Source organism: Pseudarthrobacter sp. S3, assembly GCF_050156905.1.
Lineage (GTDB): Bacteria > Actinomycetota > Actinomycetes > Actinomycetales > Micrococcaceae > Arthrobacter.
The window spans coordinates 1,479,714-1,499,982 of the sequence record NZ_CP189583.1 but is presented as its reverse complement, the minus strand read 5'-3'; the positions used below and the strand labels follow the sequence as shown (position 1 = coordinate 1,499,982).

The window sequence follows — 20,269 nt, the reverse complement described above, 5'->3', positions numbered from 1 at the left end:
TCCTTAGAGTTCGGTCCAGTCGAGGACAACTTTTCCGCCAACGCCGGCGCGGGCGGTCGCGAAACCTTTTTCCCACTCTGCGGCGGGCAGCGTGTCCGTCACCACCGCTGAGATGCCGGCGTGCAGGACCGGGTTGGAGGAGAGCATGGCGCTCATGGCGTACCAGGTCTCATACATTTCCCGGCCGTAGATGCCCTTCAGGGTCAGCATGTGCGTGACCACTTTGCCCCAGTCGATGGTGATGTCCTGGCTGGGCAGGCCGAGCATGGCAATACGGCCGCCGTGGTTCATGTTGTTGATCATCTCAGGGAGGGCCGTGGGGTGGCCGGACATTTCCATCCCGATGTCGAAGCCCTCCCGCATGCCGAGTTCACGCTGGGCATCCTTGACGCGCGTGGTGGAGACGTCGATGGCCAGGTCCACGCCCAGCTGGCGTGCCAGGTCGAGCCGCGGCTTGGAGACGTCAGTGATGGCGATCTTGCGCGCACCGGCGTGGCGCGCCACCGCAACGGCCATCAGTCCGATGGGCCCGGCACCCGTGATCAGCACGTCCTCGCCCACCAGGGGAAAGCTTAGGGCGGTGTGCACGGCATTGCCGAACGGATCGAAAATCGCGCCGAGCTCCGGGGTGATGGAGGGATCTTGGTGGACCCAGACGTTGGTCTCGGGGATGACAACATACTCGGCGAAGGCGCCGTCCCGCTGCACGCCGACGCTGACGGTATGGATACACATATGGCGGCGCCCCGCGCGGCAATTCCGGCAGATCCCGCAGACCACGTGGCCCTCACCGGATACCCGGTCCCCCACCTTGACGTCGCGGACGCCGTGGCCGATTTCCACTACTTCACCGTAGAACTCATGGCCGGCGATGAGCGGCGCCTGGATCATGCTCTGTGCCCAGGCGTCCCAGGACTGGATGTGCAGGTCCGTGCCGCAGATCCCTGTGGTCATGACCCGGATCTTGACGTCGTTGGGTCCCGCTTCGGGCTCGGGGCGGTCGACGAGTTCGAACCCGGCGTGTGCACCAGACTTGTAGAGGGCCTTCATTGGCTTCCTAACTCTTGGCAGTCGCCTCGCGGCTGCGGGCGGAGATCTCCCTTCATTAGAGCCATTTCGAAGCATTAGCACAAGCAGTTTTTTCTCAATCGACGATGAAGTATTAGCTAATGTATAGACTGGACGGATGGAAATTCATCAGCTGGAAATCCTCCGGGAACTGGGGGCCCTGGGCAGCGTGAAGGCGGTGGCCGAGACGCTCATGGTGACGCCGTCCGCAGTGTCCCAGCAACTGGCGTTGCTGCAACGCAACGTGGAGGTTCCGCTGACCCGCAAAGAGGGCCGCAACCTGGTGCTGACCGAAGCCGGCCAGGTGCTCGCCGACGCAGGTGCCGCCGTCGTCAGTGCCATGGCGGACGCCCGGACGGCGATCGGCGCCTATCACGGCTCGCCCGTTGGCCCCGTGACCATCAGCGGTTTCCACAGCGCGGGGCAGGCGCTGTTCGCGCCGCTTGCCCGCATGCTGGACGCGCCCGGCCAGCCGCGGATCCAGCTTTCCGACGAGGACGTGGCGCAGCAGGACTTTCCGGCGCTCACGGCGCGGTACGACCTGGTGCTGGCGCACCGGATGGACCACAGCCCGCGTTGGCCGGAGGAGCGTGTGGCAGTGATCCCGCTGGCGCACGAACCGCTGGATGTGGCCCTGTCGGCGGAACATCGCCTGGCCAGCCAGGACACACTGACCGCGGCCGACGTCGTAGGCGAACCGTGGGTGACCAGCCACACGGGTTACTCTCCCGCGGACGTGCTGTCCGCCGTCGCGGCCGTCTCCAGCAAGGAATTGAACATCGTCCACCGGATCAACGACTACTCCACGGTGGCCGCGCTGGTCGCGGCGGGCGGTGTGGTGGGTCTGTTGCCGCGGCATACGGCGCGGCCCGTGCTCAACCCGGGCATTGTGCTGCGGCCGCTTGAGGGCATCAGCACCCGGCGGCGGATCGATATCCTGGCCCGCCCGGAGAACCTGAAGCGCCGCTCGGTGATGATTGTGTGCGAGGCGCTGCAGGCGATCATGACCGGACTGGTGGAACAGGGCTAGGCTACCTACTTTTCGGATGGCTTGGCGTGGCCGAGGCCCTTGCCCATCCCGTGGCCGTGCCCCTTGCCCAGGCTTTTCCCAAGGCCGTTGCCCGGACCGGCACCGGCGCCCTCCACGATCTGGCGCGCCGTGGCGTCGTCGCCGCTCTCCACGCCCGAGATCCTGACGGCCTCGCCCGTGGCGATTTCCGCGATGGTGACCTCTGACCGCTTCAGCCGCTTCCCGTCGTCGCCCGTTGCCGGCGAACCGTCCGCGGCCGGGGCCGGGAACTTGATGATCTTGGTATCCGCGTTGACGGCGTAGGTCTGGGTGAAGCCGTCTTCGCTCTTGACGGTGACCGAGGTTTCGCTGACGGCGTCCACCGTGCCTTGCTGGGTCAGCACGGTTTCGAAGGACCCGTCCGCCTTCTTCACCACACTTTCACTGTGCAGATGCTGCGGGCGCTGGGCTTTGGCCGGCTTCTCCTGGCCCGGCGCCTTGTCCGACTTCCCCGGGCCAGACGCTGACGGAGACGGCGATGGCGTGTCCGCGGACCAGGCGATGGCGACGCCGGTGCCGGTCAGCGCCAGCGCTACGACGCCGGCCAGCAGGACCTTGCGGAATCTGAACGGTTCTTGGACCAACATGGCCATTCCTCCCACAGCACCGGCAGGGCTCCGGCGCCCTGGATCTTCAGTCTAGAACCGGGAAGCCACACTGAACACGCGTACTTTTCGGGCAGGAAGCGAGTACTTAAAGCCCAACTGGGTCGCAGTAGATGTCGTAATGAGCGCTCATGACAGCATTAACTGCGACCCAGTTGGGTTAAAACAGGCTGCTTAGCCTGCGGCTCGGCCCTCGGCTAGCCTTCAACGCCGAGCTTCGCGAGGATCAGCTCCTTGACGCGGCCGGCGTCGGCCTGCCCGCGGGTGGCCTTCATAACGCCGCCCACGATCGCGCCGATCGCCTGGAGCTTGCCGGCGCGGATTTTGTCCGCGACGTCGGGCTGCGCGGCGAGGGCGGCGTCGATGGCTTCCAGGAGGGGGCCGGCGTCGGAAACGACGGCGAGTCCGCGCTTCTCCACGATCTCCGCCGGGGTGCCTTCGCCGGCGAGGACGCCGTCCAGGACCTCGGTGGCCATCTTGTTGTTGATCTTGCCGTCCTCAACCATCCGGTTCAGCTCCACGATGGTGGCGGGCTGCACGCCCAGCTGGCCGGGATCGACGTCGGCGTTCTTGGCCCGGCCAACGATCTCGCCCATCCACCACTTGCGGGCCACGGAGGCAGCGGCTCCTGCGGCGATGGTTTCCTCGATCTCATCCATCACGCCGGCGTTGACAACATCGCGGAATTCCAGGTCCGAGTAACCCCAGTCGGCCTGCAGGCGCTTTCGGCGGGCCGCCGGCGGCTCGGGCAGAGTGGCGCGGAGTTCCTCGACCCATTCGCGGGACGCAACGATCGGGACCAGGTCGGGCTCCGGGAAGTAGCGGTAGTCATCGGCGTCCGACTTGGGACGGCCCGAGGTGGTGGTGCGGGTGTCCTCGTGCCAGTGGCGCGTTTCCTGGATGACCGGGTTGCCGGCATCCAGGACGGCTGCGTGCCGCTGGATCTCGTAGCGGACGGCGTGTTCGACGGCGCGCAGCGAGTTGACGTTTTTCGTTTCGGAGCGAATGCCGAAGCGTTCGCGGCCGTGCGGGCGCAGCGAAACGTTCGCGTCGCAGCGCACGTTGCCGCGTTCCATCTTGGCGTCCGAGACGCCCAGGTTCTTGACGATCTCCCGGACGGCGGCCACGTAGGCCTTGGCCAGCTCCGGGGCGCGGGAACCGGCGCCCTCGATGGGCTTGGTGACAATCTCCACCAGCGGAACGCCGGAGCGGTTGTAGTCCACCAGCGAGAAGTCGGCACCCTGGATGCGGCCGGCGGCCCCGCCCATGTGGGTCAGCTTGCCGGCGTCCTCTTCCATGTGGGCGCGCTCGATCTCCACGCGGAAGATGGTCCCGTCCGCGAGTTCGATGTCCAGGTAGCCGTCGTACGCGATCGGGTCCTCGTACTGTGACGTCTGGAAGTTTTTGGGAGTGTCCGGGTAGAAGTACTGCTTCCGGGCAAACGTGCAGGATTCAGCGATCTTGCAGTTCAGGGCAAGGCCGATCTTGATCGAGGACTCGATCGCGACCCTGTTCACTACCGGCAGCACACCGGGCATGCCCAAGTCCACCTCGTTGACGTTGGTGTTCGGCTCGTCGCCGAAGACGTTGGGCGCGGAGGAGAACATCTTGGACTTGGTGTTGAGTTCCACGTGGACCTCGAACCCCAGGACGGGATCGTACTTCTCCATGGCCTCTTCGAAGCTCAGGGTTGCCTCAGTGATCATTATTTTGCCTCCTTGGCTTCAACAAGGGTCTCAACCAACGCCGGTGCACGGTCCAGGAGCGGTCCGCCCCACTGTGCCTCAAGCAGGGATTCCAGGACAGCACCCACCCGGTAGAGCCGGGCATCCTCGCGGGCCGGAGCCAGCAGCTGGATGCCGACCGGAAGGCCGTCCTCGTCCGCCAGGCCACCGGGCAGGGTCAGCCCGGGAACGCCTGCCAGGTTGGCGGGGATGGTGGCGACGTCGTTGAGGTACATCGCCAGCGGGTCATTCAGTTTCTCGCCGAGCTTGAACGCCGTGGTGGGCGCCGTGGGCGAGATCAGGACGTCGGCCTGCGCGAACGCGGCCTCGAAGTCGCGCTGCACCAGGGTACGGACCTTCTGGGCCGACCCGTAGTACGCGTCGTAGTAGCCGGCGCTCAGCGCGTAGGTACCCAGGATGATGCGGCGCTTGACTTCGTCGCCGAATCCTGCGGCGCGGGTGGCACCCATAACGCGTTCGATCGTCATGGGTCCGTCCTCGGGCAGGACGCGCAGGCCGTACCGGACGCCGTCGAACTTTGCCAGGTTGGAGGAGGCCTCCGACGGCATGATCAGGTAGTAGGCACCGAGGGCGTACTGGAAGTTGGGGCAGGACACCTCAACGATTTCCGCACCGGCCTGCTTCAGCAGTTCCAGGGCTTCGTTGAAGCGGTTCTCGACGCCGGCCTGGTAGCCCTCGCCGTGGAGTTCCTTGATGATGCCGATCCGCATGCCTTCGACGTTGCCCACGCGGGCGGCGGCGACTAGGTCTGCCAGGGGGTCGGGCAGGGATGTGGAGTCAAAGGGATCATGCCCGCCGATGACCTGGTGCAGCAGCGCCGAGTCCAGGACGGTGCGGGAAACCGGGCCGATCTGGTCCAGCGAGGAAGCCATGGCGATAGCACCGTAGCGGGAGACGCCGCCGTAGGTGGGCTTGACTCCCACGGTGCCGGTGACGGCGCCGGGCTGGCGGATGGATCCGCCGGTGTCCGTACCGAGGGCCAGCGGGGCCTCGAAGGCAGCAACGGCCGCAGCCGAGCCGCCGCCGGAACCGCCGGGGATCCGGTCCAGGTCCCACGGGTTGCGGGTGGGGCCGTACGCGGAGTGCTCGGTGGAGGAACCCATGGCGAATTCGTCCAGGTTGGTTTTGCCCAGGATGGGCATTTTGGCGGCGCGGAGGCGTTTGACCACTGTGGCGTCGTAGGGGCTGTGCCAGCCCTCGAGGATCCTGGAGCCTGCCGTGGTGGGCTGGCCGATGGTGACGATGAGGTCCTTGACCGCGATCGGCACGCCGGCGAGCACGTGGAGTTCCTCGGCAGCGGCACCGCCGGCGGCACGGATGGCGTCCACCTCAGCGGCGACGGCGAGCGCTTCTTCAGTGTTGACGTGCAGGAACGCGTTCACGCCGCGTTCGCCGCCGTCGACAGCTGCAATCCGGTCCAGGTAAGCCTGCGTGACCTCGACGGAGGTGACCTCGCGGGCGGCCAGCTTGGCGGCCAACTGCGCGGCAGAGAGGCGGATGAGTTCGTTGGTGTCAGTCATGGTTATGCCTCATCCAGGATTGCCGGGACCTTGAAACGGTTCTCATCGGAATCCGGAGCTCCCGAGAGTGCCTGCTCCGCGGTGAATGTGTGGCCCACAACGTCCTCGCGGAACACGTTGGTCAGCGGGATCGGGTGGGAGGTTGCCGGGACGTCATCACCGGCGGCTTCACTCACGGACTTCACTGAATCAACGATGACGGCGAGTTCGCCGGCCATCCTGTCCAGCTCTTCAGCACTCATCTCGATGTGAGCGAGCTGCGCGAGGTGCGCAACATCGTCACGGTTGATCGCAGCCATGGATCTCCCCTGCAGGTTCGGATTGTTTTCCGAACCAGTCTAGTGGGGAAACGTCAGTGCCCGTCTGACGACCCCCAGCGGGCGTCAGACGGGCACATCGGTGCCGTGGTCCCGGCCACAAGGGCCAGCCGCAGGCAGCTATAGACTAACCGATCCCGATGGCTCCCGTCAGCATCCCCACGCCCAGCATGACGAGGGAAACCACTGCGGTGCGCCAAAGGACCTTTTTGTGGTGGTCGCCGAGGTCCACCTTGGCCAGCGAGACGAGCAGAAGGATGGCCGGAACCAGCGGGCTCTGCAGGTGGAACGGCTGCCCGGTGATGGAGGCACGCGCCATGTCCGCGGCGCTGATTCCGTAGTGCGCGGCGGTCTCGCTGAGCACGGGCAGGACGCCGAAGTAGAAGGCGTCGTTGCTCATGAAGAACGTCATGGGGATGCTGAGGACGCCGGTGATGACGGCCGTGAACGGGCCCATGCTCGTGGGGATGATCTGGACAAGCCACGCGGACATGGCCTCGACCACGCCGTGGGCCGACGCTCCGGTGCCCGGGCAGCTCAAGGCGCTGACCCGGCCTGACGCGTCGGAGGCCGATGCCATTGAGCTGGTGGTCGGCGACAGTGTCCTGGTGGCCAACGCGCGCAAGGCCCTGTATCGAAGCGAGGACCTGGGCTGGGTGGTGATGCTCCGGGACCGCACCGAACTCCAGCAGCTCACCCGGCAGCTCGACGCCGTGGGCACCATGTCCACGGCCCTGCGCGCGCAGCGCCACGAATTCGCCAACCAGCTGCACACCATCGCTGGCCTGATGAGCATCGGGCAGCACCAGCAGGCCCACGATTACCTGGCCGGGCTGGTCGCGACGGGGCCGCTGAAGTTTCCGGTGGACCAGGCGGAACTGTTCCAGGACCCGTACTTGCAGGCCTTTGTGGGTGCCAAGGGGGTGGAGGCTGATGAGCGCGGTGTTACGCTGCGGATCGGGCCCGAAACACTGGTCCGGGGCCAAGTCACGGAGCCGCAGGACGTGACCACTGTGCTGGGCAACCTGATAGACAACGCGGTGAACGCCGCCGTCGCCGGTTCGTCCCCGGACCGCTGGGTGGAGCTGGAGGTGCTGGATGAACCGCACGACGACGGCGGGACGCTGCACATCGTCGTCGCCGCTTCCGGCGACGGGCTGGCCGCCGGGAGCCGTGGCGGGCAGGGGCTGGGCCTGGCCCTCGCCCGGAAGTTGGCGCGGCGCCGCGGCGGGGACGTCCGCTTGCTGGAGCCGGGGACAACGGCCCGGACAGGGGCGGGGACACCTTCGGGGACCACGGATTTGGCTCGAGAGGACAATGATGCCTGAGGATTTCAGGGTGCTGATTGTGGATGACGATTTCCACGTGGCCAAGCTGCATGCCGCGTATGTGGATTCGGTGGCGGGATTCCTTGCGCTGGCGCCGGTGGGGTCGGCGTCCTTGGCCCTGCAGGCGATCCACAGTCTCCGCCCGGATCTGGTGCTGCTGGATGTTTACCTGCCGGACGCCTCAGGGCTCGACCTGCTGCAGCAGCTCGACGTGGACACCATGATCCTCAGAGCCGCGTCGGACACCGGGTCGCTGCGGAAAGCGTTCCGCCACGGCGCAACGGTACCTGTCCTCGCTGGCCGACGACGAGCCGTCGACATCCAACTGCGCTACGGGACCACCGGACGCCCGGAACACCGCTACAGCCTCCCGGGCCAGTAGCGGCGCCCTTCGAACGCGAAAGGACACTTGGGGCCCCGGAATCCAGGGCCCCAAGTATCCGTTCGCGCCGGGGGTGCAGGTTGGAGCGTGCTAGTTGGCGCTCTTCTGCGCCACGAGCTCGATCTCGACGAGCATCTTCGGGTCAAGGAACGGCAGGACGTGCACCAGGGCAAGCGTGGGGCGGATCTCGCCGAAGACCTCACCATGGGCGCGGCCGGCCTCTTCCCACTTGCTGATGTCCGTCAGGTACAGCTTGGACTGGACCACGTCGTCGAAGCTGAAACCGGCGTCGGCCAGGACCACGCCGAGCTTCTGCAGGATGTACTGGGTCTGCGTGTAGAAGTCATCGCCCACAATGCCATCCTCGCCGCTGGCAGCCGTGGCGGAGATGTACAGTGTATTGTCCACCTGGACGGCGCGGGAGTAGCCGAGGGTCTGCTCCCAGACGGAGCCGGTGCCGAATGTTTTGCGCATGGTGGGCCTTTCAGTGCCGAAAATGAGTCGGCACCACTTTAGGTTGACTGGACGTCAAGCCGGTAAACCAGCAGCTTTATGTCGGTGCCCGGAATCAACCAGTCGCGCTCGGGGACACGTTTGAAGCCTGTCTTCCGGTAGAGGCCGTGGGCGCTCTCCCAGGTCCCGCCGGTGGTCAGGGCAATGCCGGCGATCCCCTCCAGCGATTTGGCATACTCAATGATGGCCTCCACCATGGCCTTGCCTGCGCCACTGCGCTGGACCGCGGGATCCACAACCAGCATCCGGAACTCCAGCTCATCCGGCCGGGCGATGTCGGCGAACGGTTCACCTGCCAGCGCGAGAGTCACGGATCCCACCACCTGCCGGCCACGCTCCGCAACCCAGATGGTGGCCTTCGCTGCACGGGCGGCAACATCCTGGATCTGCTGCATATACGGATGGTCCGCGCTGTCGAAATACCCTGCTGCCAGGTATGAGTCCACGGTGATCCTGGCGATGGCCTGGAAGTCTGCCTCTACGGCCGGACGGATGGTTATTTGCGATAGCACCTGACAATGCTAGTGGCGCAACGGCGTCACAGCGGAAACTTCCCGGACAACGCCAAGGTCCCGGCGCAGGTCCAGGCCGCTAGCCTGTCCTCGTCGGAGGGTCCGCCATCCAGCGGACTGGCCAGCCGGGGACGCCGGACCCAGCAACCGGCTTCCTCGGCAATCAGCGCACCGGCGGAGAAGTCATGTTCGTTGAGCCCGCGTTCGCCGTAGGCGTCGTGGGTCCCGTCAGCCACCATGCAGAGGTCCAGCGCTGCGGAGCCCAGCCGCCGGACGTCTGCGAATCCGTCCATCAGGCTGCCCAGCAGTGCCGCCTGTTCGGAGCGGATGGCGGGGTCGTAACTGAAGCCGGTGGCGAGGATCTGCCCGGTACGGTCCGGCACCGGGCCATGGAGCCGGGTCACCCGGCCGCCTTCTTCCAGCCACGCACCCTGGCCACGGGCAGCGTAGTAGACGCGGCCCAGCGCCGGGGCGTTGACGACGCCAGCCAGCCAGACGCCGTCGGAATCCGCCACTGCCACGGAGGTGGCGTAGTAGACGATGTTCCGGATGAAGTTGGTGGTACCGTCCAGCGGGTCGATGGACCAGCGATAACCGGAGGGGGCAGCGGGCCGGGTGGTCCCGTGTTCCTCGCCCGTGATGGTGTCCTGTGGGCGAACGGCCGTGATGGCATCGCGAACCGCGTTCTCCGCGGCGACATCAAAGGCCGTAACCCAATCGCCGGCGTCGCCTTTGTTGCTGACATCCAGGGTTTCGCCATTGCGGGAAGCCAGTACGGCGGCGCCGGCGGCGGCTGCTTGACGGGCCACCGCAAGCAGTTCGGTAATGAGATCCTGCTGGTTCATTCGGCTGCCTCTTCTGATTCTGTGGACGTCGGTGTGGGCGCGGCTTCGGCGGCAGGCGCCGGGCCGTTCGCTAGGAGTTCCCGGAAGCCGTCCTCGTCCAGCACGGGAATTCCGAGCTGTTCGGCTTTGTCGAGTTTGGTGCCCGCGCTTTCGCCGGCCACCACATAACTGGTGTTTTTCGAGACCGAGCCGGCGGCTTTCCCTCCGCGGATGAGGATCGCTTCCTTCGCCTCGTCCCGGCTGAAGGTCGGCAGGGAGCCGGTAACCACAAGGGTTAACCCTTCCAGGGTCCGCGGCATGGATTGGTCGCGCTCGTCCTCCATGCGGACCCCGGCCGCGGCCCAGTGGTCAATGATTTCCACGTGCCAGGCCTCGGCAAACCACTCCTTCAGTGCGGCCGCGATGGTTGGGCCGACGCCGTCGACGTGGGCCAGGTCTTCCTCGGAGGCGTTCCGGATGCCGTCCATGGTGCCGAACGCCGTGGCCAGGGCCCTCGAGGCGCGGGGACCAACGTGCCGGATTGACAGGGCAACCAGCACCCGCCACAGTGGCTGGGCCTTTGCCTTCTCCAGCTCCGCTAAGAGCTTCGCGGTGGTCGCCGTGGGCTTGGACGGCGTCGTGGCGGTTGCCTTTGTCCAGAAGTACGGGACCAGCTCGAAGATGCCGGTGCCCACGCCCTTGGAACGTTTCTCGCGCAGGATCCGCACGTGCTCCAGATCCGCCGCGGTCAGGGAGAAGAGCCCCGATTCGCTTACCAGCGGGCCGGGCCTGGGCTCCGCCGGATCGGTAAGTGCCACGGCAGCTTCACCGCCGAGGGCCTCAATGTCGAAGGCCCCGCGGCCGGCCAGGTGCGCGACGCGCTCCGTCAGTTGGATAGGGCAGGATCTGGAATTGGGACAGCGGATGTCGATGTCACCCTCCTTGGAGGGTGCGAGCTCCGTGCCGCAGGACGGGCACTCGGCGGGCATCACGAATTCGCGCAGTTCGTCCTCACGGCCTGTGCGCAGCGCCATCACGGGGCCGACGATCTCCGGGATGACGTCTCCGGCCTTGCGCAGCACCACGACGTCGCCGATCAGCACGCCCTTGGCCTTGACCACGTCCTGGTTGTGCAGCGTGGCACGGGCCACAGTGGAACCTGCCACCTTCACCGGCTCGAGTACCCCGAACGGGGTCACACGGCCGGTACGGCCCACCTGGACCTGGATGTCCAGCAGTTTGGTGTGGACTTCTTCCGGCGGGTACTTGTAGGCGACGGCCCAGCGGGGAACGCGGGAGGTGTAGCCGAGGGCACGCTGCGTGGCGAAGTCGTTGATTTTGACCACGATGCCGTCGATTTCGTGCATCAGGGTATGCCGTTGCTCGCCATAGCGCTTGATGAAGGCCAGGACCTCCGGCAGGCCACCGAGAACCTCGAAATACGGACTGACGGGAAGGCCCCACTGTTCAAGCACGGCGTACGTCTGGGACTGGGTCAGTGTCTCAAGCCCTTCGCGCGCACCAATGCCGTGGACAAACATCCGCAACGGACGCTTGGCGGTTTCCGCCGGATCCTTCTGCCTGATCGAACCGGCGGCAGCATTCCTGGGGTTGGCCAGTGGCGCCTTGCCGGCTTCAATCAGTGCCTCATTGAATTCCGCAAAAGCCTTCGAGGGGATAAAGACCTCACCCCGGATTTCCACCTCGGAGGGAAAGCCGGTGCCCGTCAGTTCCGTCGGGATTTCCTTGATCGTCAGGACGTTGTGGGTAATGTCTTCACCCGTGGTTCCGTCACCCCTCGTGGCGGCACGGACCAGTTTCCCGTCGCGGTACAACAGGTTGACCGCGAGGCCGTCAATCTTCAGTTCCGTGAGCCACGCCAGCTGGGCGGTGTCCCCCAGCTTGCTGACGCCGGCCTCGGCCTTGGTGATCCAGGCTTCCAGCTCCGCCAGGGAAAAGACGTCCTCGAGGCTGTACATCCGCTGCAGGTGTTCGACGGCGGCGAACGCGGCTGAGACTTCCCCGCCAACCTCCTGCGTGGGCGAATCATTGGCTACCAACTCCGGATGCAGTGCCTCGATCTCCTCCAGGCGCCGGAACAGTGCGTCGAACTCAGCGTCCGAGACCAGGGGTTCGTCCTGCTGGTAGTACGCAAACCGGTACTTCCTGACCAGGTCCGTCAGGTTTTCGTATTCTTCGCGAACGGACCCGGCGGGGACGGCATCCTGATGCAAAAGTTCCTCAGTGCTGTTTGCTGTTTTTTCTGCGGGGACCGGTGCTGTGCTCACAGACCTATCTTGCCCTACGGCCACGACAACCAAACGCCCATGCGCCGCCGAGCCCCGTAAACGGCCGCGGAGGACCTATCCCGCTGTCGACGGGCGCCGCTGCCCATGCACCACTCCCCATGCGTGCGGGACCTGGTCAGTGCGAGGCGAGTCGGTTCCTGCTCCACAAAGCGAAGGCCAGGCCTGAGACTCCCACCAGCAGCACGCCCGCCATAATGGCCGGCAATCCGGGGCCGCCGAAGAGGCCGGAGCCGTCGTTCCGGGAAACAGCGGCGGCCTGCGTGGGCTTGGCCGATTTGGTGATGGGCTTGGTCCAGTTCGATTCCGTGGACGGGCTCGCAGACGACGACGACGGCGGGCTGGCGATGGTGGCGCTGGGCGTGGCCGGCGTCGATTCCTCAGCCAGCGAAACGCTCGGTTCCGGTACAAGGGTGGGAATGGGTTCCGGGGCGGGCACCACGGGCGCGGGCGGCGGTGCCGGAGGATCGATCACTGGGGCCGGCGGTGAGGGCGTCGGCGTTGGTTTGCCCGGACTGGGCGGCGTCGGGTCGTCGGCCGGGCCGCACAGCACCACACAGGGCATTCTGCCATTTCCACCGTCGTCGGCCTGCGCCGGGGCCGCCGCAGAAAGGCCAACCAGGAACGCCAGCACCGCAGCAGCCGCAGCAGCGGACACGTCGCGGAGCACGGATGAAGATCGGATCATGGTCACCTTTTCGACGGCGCGCGGCAGCCCCTTGCCGCAGCGAACAGTGTTTCCGGTAGTCTCCTACAACGCCCCGGGGCCCGCAAATCCATTAGATGTACGAGCCCGTGGCAAGCAACGGCTCAGCCCCTGTTTTCCGGAGGCACGTCGATCTGCAGTTTCCGCGCCTTGCCGCGTCCCACGATGTAGCCGCGGCCAGATATGAATTGCGGGCTGACGCGCCCCAGCGACGTGAGGAGACTGTCCCCTTCGATGTCGCCCGGGTTGATGAGCAGGCCCCGGCGTCCGGATTTGAAAGGCTGGACCAGGGACCAGGCCGAGGACCAGGTTGACGTTTCCGATTCCCCAATGACCCACTGATCGGCCTTGATGGACGCCGGCACGAGCTGCGAAACGGCACCCGCCCCCGAACGGTTCCAGAGCGGCAGCGACGCCACCGCGGACCGGCGCGAGCCGATGTAAACCAGCCCTGTGTCCGAAATGGAGCGGCGCAGCGCGTACGCCAGGGTCACCAGCGCCACCGTCCTGCCGGCGCCTGGCGGACCGGCCAGCAGCAGCGGCCCCTGGGCCATGATCTCGGCCGGCTGCAGGGTTTCGTCGTCGACGCCGATGACGGGCAGGTCCGGCCTGCCGACAGGCAGCACATCCAAGTCCAGCAGTTCGGGAAGCCGCTGGATTTTGGGTGCCGATTCCGGCCCCTGGCACAGCATTGCCTGGCTGAGCTCGTGGACTTCACGGGCCTGCAGCGCCAGGTTGGAGTTGCCGGCCAGCATGCCGCGCCCGGGCGGTGAGGAGCTGGTGAGGACGTCCTTGGCGACGTCCATGGACTTGTAGCCGTCCTCGGACGTCAGCCTCAGCACCAGCCTGCGCTGGATGGAGGCCAACAATGTCGCCGGTACCGCGTTGGGCCGGTCACCGGTGACCACGAGGTTGATCCCAAGGGGCGGCCATGGAGTACCTAGTGGACTGCCGGGGCGTGCGCCAGCAGTTCCCACAGGGACTGGACCAGGGCGGGCGGGGTCCCGGGCCCCAGGAGGACAACTGTGTTGACCCGGACAACGCCCAGCCACGTGCCCGCACTGTATGTTGCGGTTGCCATGTCAGCGTTCCCCTCTTCCGTCGTGATGGCCGGCTGGCCGGCTGGCGTCAACAATCTGTCCCCGGGGCGGTGTGGCTTCCTCCGCAGCATCAGCGGCGGGGCGGGGCGCCGTGACGGCGATGCCGCCGTCGTTCATCACGTTCCTGGCGTCCACCACAATGACGGTGACATTGTCCCTTCCGCCCTTGCGGAGCGCAGCCTGGATCAGGGCATCCACGGCGTCCTGCGGATGCACCACGGTGCTCAGGATCCGGGAGATGTGCTCGTCCGTGAGTTCGCCATTGAGTCCGTCGGAGCAGACCATGATCCGGTCGCCCTCCTCAACGGGCAGGAGCCAGTAATCAGCTTCGATCTCGTCCCCGGTGCCCAGCGCCCTCGTCACCACGTGGCGGCGGGGATGGACACCGGCCTGTTCCGGCGTGATTTCACCGGCATCCACGAGTTCCTGGACCTCAGAATGGTCCACGCTGACTTGTTCAAAGTGCCCTTGGCTCAGCCGGTACGTGCGGGAATCCCCGATGTTCATGACCAGCCAGTACGCCATGCCCATCTGTTCCACCACAACGGCACCGGTGAGCGTGGTCCCGGCCCGGGCGCCGGTCACTTCCCGGATGGAGCTGTCGGCGCGGAGCAGGTATTGCTGGAGCACTGCCGCCGTGACACTCCGCTCCCCGGTGGCGAGCTGCGGCATGGCAGCGAGGGCGCGCACGCACATGCCGCTGGCAATCTCGCCGGCTTCGTGTCCGCCCATGCCGTCTGCCACGGCGAAGACGGGGTCGGAGGCGATGAAGGAATCCTCGTTCAGTTCGCGGCGCAGCCCACGGTCCGTACCGCAACCGTAACTGAGGCTGAGGCCGGTTCCGTGGTCTGCGTCAGCTGGGTCACTGGCGGGCTGGGAGTTCATGCCTGTCCTAGGTGGAAGGAACGGTCACCAAAGCGGACAGTGGATCCCGGGCTGACAAAAGCGGGCACGCCCGGCGGCAGCGGCGTGCGCAGGCCGTCCGGCGTGGTGACGGCGCTGCCGTTGGTGGAGTTCCGGTCAGTCACCCAAACGCCGGCACCGTCGGTCAGCAGGGGGAGGGGTGTCTTGGAGATCGATCGGCCAGGATCACTGATCGCCAGCAGCTGGACCTGCTGCTCCCCCGCCTGGCCCAGGGGATTCCTGCCCACCAGGACATTGCGGTCGAGCTGGAAGTCCCGGCCGTCGTCGAGCCTTATCCGCAGCACGGCGACGGCCGCCGCATACATTGCGCCGCCGCGCATCTGCGCACGGTCGAGGTCGTCATCGGGATGGGATTGGGCGGCCGGCGTGGGAACCGCCGGGGCTGCAGCCTGCGCGTGCGGCGCCTGAAAATGAGCGGACGACGGCGGCGCGTACGGCTGGGGTGCGAAGGACTGCTGTGCGGACGGCTGCGGCGCGTACGGGTGCACGGGTTGTTGGGCCGGCGGCTGCCAAGGCTGCACCGATGGCTGGGCCACGGCCGCCTGGGCGTTCACGACCTGGGGCGGCTTAGCGGCCCCTGCGACTGGCGAGGCGACCTGCTGGACAGGAGGGAGGTCCAGGGGTGCGAAACTGCACGGTCCCTGGATGCCGCCGGAGGTAATGGGGCTGCGGCCGTCCTTGACGTCGCACACCAGTGTTTTGGCTGCGGTGTCATGCCAGCCGGGGAGCCTGCCGTCGCGGTCCCAGGTGTTGGAAACCACCACAAGTACGGCCCACACGGTGCCGATCAACAGCAGCAGGCCGAGGATGAAGACAGCCACGTCGAACCATTTGAAGATGACGACGGCCACGGCGGCCAGGAGCGCCAGGATGATGCCCGCGCCCGTGATGAGGCCGCCCAGGAACACTCCGCCGCCGCCGGGCGCGTAGCCATCTTTGTCAGCGCTGCGGATGCCCATGACGTGATTGTCGAGGGTCTTCCCGGAGCGGCCGTCCATGCCCACCAGCACCACCACATACACCAGCGTCAGCCCAAGGGGAAGGCTGCCGAACAGGACCAGCGAACCGGTGTCATAGATGATGAAGCCGCCGTTTTGCGTGCGGGTGATTCCCGCGAACCCGATGACGAAAGTCACCACCAGGACCGCGACGGGGGCCAGCCAGTCGAGCACTGCTGGGCCGAGCCGTTTCCCCGCCGTGGCCGGAACAAGCTCAAGATTGGCTGCCATTCCCGTTCCTCCCCGTGGAGCCGTTTGTACTACCGGGATAGTACCGGGATTCTGGCTGGCGTGCGCCGCCGCACGGTCCATCACAGCCCGCTGCGCGTGGTCCACTTTGAGTCCCGCTGCGTGCCGCCCTGTTGGGCAGCGGAGCACCGCATGCCGTTGCAGAACATGGCGCCGCCCCGGATCAGTTGCTGGCAGCGCTCGGCCTCGTTCATTTGTGGTACGCGGATTTGTGGCGCGCCGTTCGGCGAAGTTTCATGACCGGTATCCCCAGATAAGACTCCGGCCGGGCCGATGTACGGTCCGCTGCAGCCGGGCACAACCGACCAAAGCGGCATTCACCATCAAGTGGATAAATACGTGGGGGTGGTAACGCCCTAGTCGAGGACCAGGCCTTTTCCTTGTCCGCGTGCCAGGAGCACGGGATGGATTTCGCCGAACCCGCGGACATTTTCAGCGGGCTGCGGAACGAGAATGAAGCGCTTGTCCTGGTCCAGCGCGGATGCAGTCATGGAGTCGATCAGGACCGTTCCCGGATCCGCCAACGTGGTGAGACGGGCGGCGAGGTTGACCGTGGGGCCGTAGATGTCCCCCAGCCGGGACAGGATCCTGCCCCAGACCATGGCCACCCGCGCTTCCGGCAGGATTTCGTCTTCGGTGAACGCCTGGGCCAGCGCGAGCGAGATCTCGGCTCCGGCAGTCGGCGTTTCCGCGATATACAGGACTTCGTCGCCGACTGTCTTGACCAGTCGCCCGCCACCAACGGAAATGATCTCGGCGCATTTGTTCTCAAAGCGCTGGACCAGCCGAGCCAAGGTCTTTTCATTCATCCGGCGGGAGAGACTCGTATAGGAAACCAAGTCAGCAAAACCGACGGCGCGGGCCAACGGCAGCGGGGCATCGTCCTCATCGCCATCGCGGCCTTCTTCACTGGCCTGCAAGCCAGCCTCGGCCCGCACGGCCAGGCGTTGAACACCTGCATTGAGTTGCCGCCGCCACGAATAGACCAGCATCTCCTCCAGGGCGTCCAGCAAGGAGGGCAGCTCCTTCACCAGACGCTTGCGGGCCACGGCGTCCGTGACACCCTGCTCGTGGACCATGTCCTCCACCAGGGCCTCGATCTGCCAGACCACCATGCGGTCTGTCATCTGTCCGATGGACCGGGTCACGGAGATGGCGGCTTCTTCGGTCAGCACCCCGGTGCGGACCAGGTCAACCACCGTGGACAGCGCCGCCTGATCCCGTTCGGTGAACGCGACGTCTTCATCGCCGAAGTTCGGAAAGCCGAGGGCACGCCACAGCTTCCGCGCCGACAGGAGGGACAGCCCCGCCCCGGCTGCCACCTCACGGCGCCGCAGCTTCCGTTCGCCGCCCAACAGCCTGGCCTCGAGGGCCTTGGCAGCCATCCGTTCGGGAGAGAGTGTGCCTGTTGCCGGGTGGGCAGTTTCAGGCACGGCGGGAGCCGGCAGGCCCGCATCGTCCCGCTGGTCCTCATCGTTCATCGTCTCCACCTTCTCTCAAGTCCCACGGCAGCGCTTGGTTTGCGTAATCCGATATCTCACCGGTCCCCGGGTCCCCGCCCGCGGGCAGTTCGTCGATTGCATCCAGCACGAAGTCCCGGAACCGGACTGCTTCCGGGACGTCCTGGATGCCCACCACACCTTGGTACCCGGTTTCCAAGGATATATTCCCGGAGCGCAATATGCGCTGCAGCACCGACTGATGGACCGTGACGTGGCGGATCGAAGCGAGGTTGACCTGCTCGTCCCGGCGCCGCACCATGCCATAGCGGGCAACAATCCGGCGGCTCGTGAGGATGTACCGGGTTGCCTGCCACTGCAGGAGCCGAGGCAGGCAATATGCCAACCATATCCACGCTGCGGCCATGACGCATGCCAGGACGATCCACGGCGTCCAGTCAGCGGAAGCCACAGGCACTAATCGGGTCGCCTCGCCGCGCACGGTCCAGGCACTGGCAAAGGCTGCCGCGGCCGGCGCCGCAATGAAGGCTGCGGCAGGGCCAGCCAGCTTCCTCGGCTGCGGGCGGGTGATCGTAATGACCTGCTCGCCCGGCACAAGGCCTTTACGCATAGCCGCTTTCGGCGCCCTGGCCGGGCGGGGCCCACGGGCGCAGGTGGACTACGTCGCCGGCGGTGACCACATGTTCCCGGCGATCCTTGTCCACCACGAGGAGTGAGCCGTACTCGTCCAGCCTCGAAGCGTGCCCGATGATCTCGTGGTCACCGGGCAGCTGCGCACGCACTTGTTTGCCCAGCGTCACCATGACGGACTCCACCCGCTTGTGGAGCGACGCGCCGCCGGCTATCCCGGCGGTGGGGTCGCCGTCGGCATTGCAGAAGCTGCGGTAAAGCACTGTGAAATGGGCGAGGTAGCTTTTGAGCAGCAGGGTCCGATCAACGGTCAGCGGCCCTTCCAGGGCAACCGACGTCGCTGTGGGCACCGGGAGCTCCGATGCGGTCAAAGTCACGTTCAGGCCGGTCCCCAAAATGACCGGCGGAACGGAACCGTCCCCCATTGGCCCCAGCTGGGCCAGGATCCCTGCGATCTTTCGGCCACGGACCAGTACGTCATTGGGCCACTTGAGCTCGGCCGGAATGCCCGCGGTCTCGGTCAGCGTCTCCCGCAGCGCGAGTGCGCCCAGCAGGGACAGCCACGAATACGTGTGGGTGGGCAGCGGCCTGCCCTCTGCGTTGGCGGGCCGCAGGACGAGTGACACCGACACCGAGCTCATCGGAGGAGCCTCCCAACGCCGGTCCAGGCGTCCCCGGGCGGCGGTCTGGTACTCGGCTGTCAGCACTGACAGGTCCGGCCATTCTTTGGGTTCAACGGTAACCGAGCGCAGGAGGTCGGCGTTGGTGGAGCCGGTGGAGTCAACCACCACCAGCTTGGCGATGCCCGTGGCCGCAAGGAAATCCTGGTCCGCCAAGGCTCCGCGATTCAACGGATTTCCTGGGGTGTGTGCGTCATCCATGGTTGAATCCTATCGACTCAAGCGCCGCCGCTGGCTGTTCCCGCAGCCACATGGCTGGAACCCGCGGCTCAGAGGAATATGTCCGGAACCAGCCGATCCTCCGCTGCCCCGAGGCTGTAGGGACGGAAGTCGGTGACACCTGCCGCGCGGAGCACCTGTTCGTCCGTGTAGAAGTTGCCGCTGGGCGCACCCGCGCTGCCCCCGTGGTTGCCGGCCCCGCGCGTCCCGGCCAGGTTGCTGCCGGTCAGGACGGCATGGGCTGCGTCGGCCATGACCTGCGGTCCGCGGGCAGCGTGGACGATTTCCTGGCCGCCGGGCATGTTCCGGATGGCCGCTGTATCGATGAGGGTGCACGGCCAGAGTGAGTTGACGTTGACGCCGTCGGCCTTCAGTTCTTCGGCAAGGCCCAGCGTCGTGAGGCTCATCCCGTATTTCGCCATCGTGTACGCCAGGTGCCTGCCTGCCCAGTAGGGGTCAAGATTCAAGGGCGGCGAGAGCGTCAGGATGTGCGCGTGGGCCGATTTACGCAGCGCCGGCAGCGACAGCTTGGACAGCAGGAATGTCCCGCGGACGTTGATGTCCTGCATCAGGTCGTAGCGCTTCATGTCCACGTCGTCGGTGCAGGAGAGATCAATCGCGGACGCGTTGTTGAGGACGATGTCGATCCCGCCGAAACGTTCGACGGCGGCCGCCACGGCTCCGGCGACGTCGTCGTCACTGCGCACGTCACCCACGATGGCCAGAGCCTGGCCCCCGGCGGCTTCCACCTGCTCGGCGGCGCTGAAGACAGTGCCTGCCAGCTTGGCATGGGGCTGGCCGGTCTTGGCCATCAGGACAATATTGGCACCGTCCTGCGCGGCCCGGGTGGCAATCGCCAGCCCGATGCCGCGGCTGCCGCCGGACATCAGAATGGTGCGGCCCCGAAGGGACCCGGCGGCCTGGTACGGCGTCGCGGCAGTGGACCTTGCGTCGTTGCTGGAAGTCATGGCTCCACTGTAGCCGAGGTATGTTACCGGTGAGTAACATATGGGCTGGCCGCTGGAAAGCGCGGAAAATTGTAGGTTTTCTACAGTCGTCCCACGCAGATGCGTCATTAGACTAGCCAGCAGGGTTCGTCCTTTGTGTGGAAGCT

The 20,269-nt window shown here is 66.2% G+C and carries 19 protein-coding genes and 4 pseudogenes; 3 read left to right on the top strand and 20 right to left on the bottom strand.

Annotation, left to right across the window (positions count from 1 at the left end; all coding sequences use genetic code 11):
• Positions 1–3: 3 nt before the first annotated feature.
• Complete coding sequence (tdh, locus tag ACQCSV_RS07195) at positions 4–1,050, bottom strand: L-threonine 3-dehydrogenase (RefSeq protein WP_354153839.1); 1,047 nt, start codon at positions 1,048–1,050, stop codon at positions 4–6.
• A 136-nt stretch (positions 1,051–1,186) separates the two neighbouring features.
• Here tdh and ACQCSV_RS07190 point away from each other — a divergent pair, with 136 nt between their 5' ends.
• The gene (locus ACQCSV_RS07190; RefSeq protein WP_354153840.1) at positions 1,187–2,098 is read left to right on the top strand and encodes a LysR family transcriptional regulator; all 912 of its coding nucleotides are present in this window, start codon (positions 1,187–1,189) and stop codon (positions 2,096–2,098) included.
• A 5-nt stretch (positions 2,099–2,103) separates the two neighbouring features.
• Here ACQCSV_RS07190 and ACQCSV_RS07185 read toward each other — a convergent pair whose 3' ends face one another.
• The 5 genes and pseudogenes from ACQCSV_RS07185 to ACQCSV_RS07165 form a co-directional block, all read right to left on the bottom strand.
• Positions 2,104–2,724, bottom strand: a complete 621-nt coding sequence (locus ACQCSV_RS07185) for a hypothetical protein (RefSeq protein WP_426939423.1) — start codon at positions 2,722–2,724, stop codon at positions 2,104–2,106.
• A 215-nt stretch (positions 2,725–2,939) separates the two neighbouring features.
• A complete protein-coding gene (gene gatB / locus ACQCSV_RS07180) occupies positions 2,940–4,448 on the bottom strand; it encodes an Asp-tRNA(Asn)/Glu-tRNA(Gln) amidotransferase subunit GatB (RefSeq protein WP_354222284.1) in 1,509 nt (502 codons plus the stop codon).
• On the bottom strand, positions 4,448–6,007 hold the full coding sequence (gene gatA / locus ACQCSV_RS07175) for an Asp-tRNA(Asn)/Glu-tRNA(Gln) amidotransferase subunit GatA (RefSeq protein ID WP_354153843.1): 1,560 nt from the start codon (positions 6,005–6,007) through the stop codon (positions 4,448–4,450). The genes gatB and gatA overlap by 1 nt, the downstream gene beginning before the upstream one ends.
• Positions 6,008–6,009: 2 nt before the next feature.
• Positions 6,010–6,306 (bottom strand): Asp-tRNA(Asn)/Glu-tRNA(Gln) amidotransferase subunit GatC, encoded by a 297-nt coding sequence (gene gatC / locus ACQCSV_RS07170; RefSeq protein ID WP_056348187.1) that lies wholly within the window; start codon positions 6,304–6,306, stop codon positions 6,010–6,012.
• A gap of 145 nt (positions 6,307–6,451) precedes the next feature.
• Positions 6,452–6,832: pseudogene (locus tag ACQCSV_RS07165) on the bottom strand (citrate:proton symporter); the annotation flags it as partial.
• Between ACQCSV_RS07165 and ACQCSV_RS07160 the strand changes: the two are divergent.
• Both ACQCSV_RS07160 and ACQCSV_RS07155 read left to right on the top strand, forming a co-directional pair.
• Positions 6,822–7,652: pseudogene (locus tag ACQCSV_RS07160) on the top strand (sensor histidine kinase); the annotation flags it as partial. The pseudogenes ACQCSV_RS07165 and ACQCSV_RS07160 sit on opposite strands and share 11 nt — an antisense overlap.
• Positions 7,645–8,034: pseudogene (locus tag ACQCSV_RS07155) on the top strand (response regulator). The pseudogenes ACQCSV_RS07160 and ACQCSV_RS07155, both read left to right, overlap by 8 nt.
• A gap of 90 nt (positions 8,035–8,124) precedes the next feature.
• Here ACQCSV_RS07155 and ACQCSV_RS07150 read toward each other — a convergent pair.
• The 14 genes and pseudogenes from ACQCSV_RS07150 to ACQCSV_RS07085 all read right to left on the bottom strand — a co-directional run bounded on the left by ACQCSV_RS07150 (position 8,125) and on the right by ACQCSV_RS07085 (position 20,123).
• Positions 8,125–8,508 (bottom strand): RidA family protein, encoded by a 384-nt coding sequence (locus tag ACQCSV_RS07150; protein WP_354153845.1) that lies wholly within the window; start codon positions 8,506–8,508, stop codon positions 8,125–8,127.
• Positions 8,509–8,546: 38 nt separating this feature from the next.
• Positions 8,547–9,059, bottom strand: coding sequence for a GNAT family N-acetyltransferase (locus ACQCSV_RS07145; RefSeq protein WP_354153846.1), 513 nt, complete (start codon positions 9,057–9,059; stop codon positions 8,547–8,549).
• 26 nt (positions 9,060–9,085) lie between these two features.
• Complete coding sequence (locus tag ACQCSV_RS07140) at positions 9,086–9,904, bottom strand: inositol monophosphatase family protein (protein ID WP_354222287.1); 819 nt, start codon at positions 9,902–9,904, stop codon at positions 9,086–9,088.
• Positions 9,901–12,171, bottom strand: a complete 2,271-nt coding sequence (gene ligA / locus ACQCSV_RS07135) for an NAD-dependent DNA ligase LigA (protein ID WP_426939422.1) — start codon at positions 12,169–12,171, stop codon at positions 9,901–9,903. The genes ACQCSV_RS07140 and ligA overlap by 4 nt, the downstream gene beginning before the upstream one ends.
• A gap of 136 nt (positions 12,172–12,307) precedes the next feature.
• A complete protein-coding gene (locus ACQCSV_RS07130) occupies positions 12,308–12,877 on the bottom strand; it encodes a hypothetical protein (protein ID WP_354222289.1) in 570 nt (189 codons plus the stop codon).
• 122 nt (positions 12,878–12,999) lie between these two features.
• Positions 13,000–13,824, bottom strand: a pseudogene (locus ACQCSV_RS07125) (FtsK/SpoIIIE domain-containing protein); the annotation flags it as partial.
• 11 nt (positions 13,825–13,835) lie between these two features.
• Entirely contained in the window at positions 13,836–13,976 is a 141-nt protein-coding gene (locus ACQCSV_RS07120; RefSeq protein WP_354183537.1) for a hypothetical protein, read from the bottom strand.
• A gap of 1 nt (position 13,977) precedes the next feature.
• Positions 13,978–14,880, bottom strand: coding sequence for a PP2C family protein-serine/threonine phosphatase (locus ACQCSV_RS07115; RefSeq protein ID WP_426939421.1), 903 nt, complete (start codon positions 14,878–14,880; stop codon positions 13,978–13,980).
• Positions 14,877–16,148, bottom strand: a complete 1,272-nt coding sequence (locus ACQCSV_RS07110; RefSeq protein WP_426939420.1) for an RDD family protein — start codon at positions 16,146–16,148, stop codon at positions 14,877–14,879. Before ACQCSV_RS07110 ends, ACQCSV_RS07115 begins: the two co-directional genes overlap by 4 nt.
• An 80-nt stretch (positions 16,149–16,228) precedes the next feature.
• Positions 16,229–16,360 (bottom strand): hypothetical protein, encoded by a 132-nt coding sequence (locus tag ACQCSV_RS07105; protein WP_426939419.1) that lies wholly within the window; start codon positions 16,358–16,360, stop codon positions 16,229–16,231.
• A 162-nt stretch (positions 16,361–16,522) separates the two neighbouring features.
• Positions 16,523–17,647: an adenylate/guanylate cyclase domain-containing protein gene (locus ACQCSV_RS07100; protein WP_426939418.1), complete on the bottom strand. Its 1,125-nt coding sequence runs from the start codon at positions 17,645–17,647 to the stop codon at positions 16,523–16,525.
• Entirely contained in the window at positions 17,637–18,236 is a 600-nt protein-coding gene (locus ACQCSV_RS07095) for a PH domain-containing protein (protein WP_354153852.1), read from the bottom strand. Before ACQCSV_RS07095 ends, ACQCSV_RS07100 begins: the two co-directional genes overlap by 11 nt.
• Complete coding sequence (locus ACQCSV_RS07090; RefSeq protein WP_426939417.1) at positions 18,229–19,137, bottom strand: biotin--[acetyl-CoA-carboxylase] ligase; 909 nt, start codon at positions 19,135–19,137, stop codon at positions 18,229–18,231. The genes ACQCSV_RS07095 and ACQCSV_RS07090 overlap by 8 nt, the downstream gene beginning before the upstream one ends.
• Positions 19,138–19,205: 68 nt before the next feature.
• Positions 19,206–20,123, bottom strand: a complete 918-nt coding sequence (locus ACQCSV_RS07085) for an NAD(P)-dependent oxidoreductase (RefSeq protein WP_354153854.1) — start codon at positions 20,121–20,123, stop codon at positions 19,206–19,208.
• Positions 20,124–20,269: the final 146 nt, after the last annotated feature.

Bases quoted from the DNA above. Each gene is read 5' to 3' on its own strand.
- gatB (WP_354222284.1), bottom strand. From the start codon at position 4,448: ATGATCACTGAGGCAACCCTGAGCTTCGAAGAGGCCATGGAGAAGTAC.
- tdh (WP_354153839.1), bottom strand. From the start codon at position 1,050: ATGAAGGCCCTCTACAAGTCTGGTGCACACGCCGGGTTCGAACTCGTC.
- ACQCSV_RS07110 (WP_426939420.1), bottom strand. From the start codon at position 16,148: ATGGCAGCCAATCTTGAGCTTGTTCCGGCCACGGCGGGGAAACGGCTC.
- gatA (WP_354153843.1), bottom strand. From the start codon at position 6,007: ATGACTGACACCAACGAACTCATCCGCCTCTCTGCCGCGCAGTTGGCC.
- gatC (WP_056348187.1), bottom strand. From the start codon at position 6,306: ATGGCTGCGATCAACCGTGACGATGTTGCGCACCTCGCGCAGCTCGCT.
- ACQCSV_RS07185 (WP_426939423.1), bottom strand. From the start codon at position 2,724: ATGTTGGTCCAAGAACCGTTCAGATTCCGCAAGGTCCTGCTGGCCGGC.
- ACQCSV_RS07085 (WP_354153854.1), bottom strand. From the start codon at position 20,123: ATGACTTCCAGCAACGACGCAAGGTCCACTGCCGCGACGCCGTACCAG.
- ACQCSV_RS07120 (WP_354183537.1), bottom strand. From the start codon at position 13,976: ATGGCAACCGCAACATACAGTGCGGGCACGTGGCTGGGCGTTGTCCGG.
- ACQCSV_RS07100 (WP_426939418.1), bottom strand. From the start codon at position 17,647: ATGAACGATGAGGACCAGCGGGACGATGCGGGCCTGCCGGCTCCCGCC.
- ACQCSV_RS07095 (WP_354153852.1), bottom strand. From the start codon at position 18,236: ATGCGTAAAGGCCTTGTGCCGGGCGAGCAGGTCATTACGATCACCCGC.
- ACQCSV_RS07090 (WP_426939417.1), bottom strand. From the start codon at position 19,137: ATGGATGACGCACACACCCCAGGAAATCCGTTGAATCGCGGAGCCTTG.
- ACQCSV_RS07105 (WP_426939419.1), bottom strand. From the start codon at position 16,360: ATGAACGAGGCCGAGCGCTGCCAGCAACTGATCCGGGGCGGCGCCATG.
- ACQCSV_RS07150 (WP_354153845.1), bottom strand. From the start codon at position 8,508: ATGCGCAAAACATTCGGCACCGGCTCCGTCTGGGAGCAGACCCTCGGC.
- ACQCSV_RS07115 (WP_426939421.1), bottom strand. From the start codon at position 14,880: ATGAACTCCCAGCCCGCCAGTGACCCAGCTGACGCAGACCACGGAACC.
- ACQCSV_RS07140 (WP_354222287.1), bottom strand. From the start codon at position 9,904: ATGAACCAGCAGGATCTCATTACCGAACTGCTTGCGGTGGCCCGTCAA.
- ACQCSV_RS07190 (WP_354153840.1), top strand. From the start codon at position 1,187: ATGGAAATTCATCAGCTGGAAATCCTCCGGGAACTGGGGGCCCTGGGC.
- ACQCSV_RS07130 (WP_354222289.1), bottom strand. From the start codon at position 12,877: ATGATCCGATCTTCATCCGTGCTCCGCGACGTGTCCGCTGCTGCGGCT.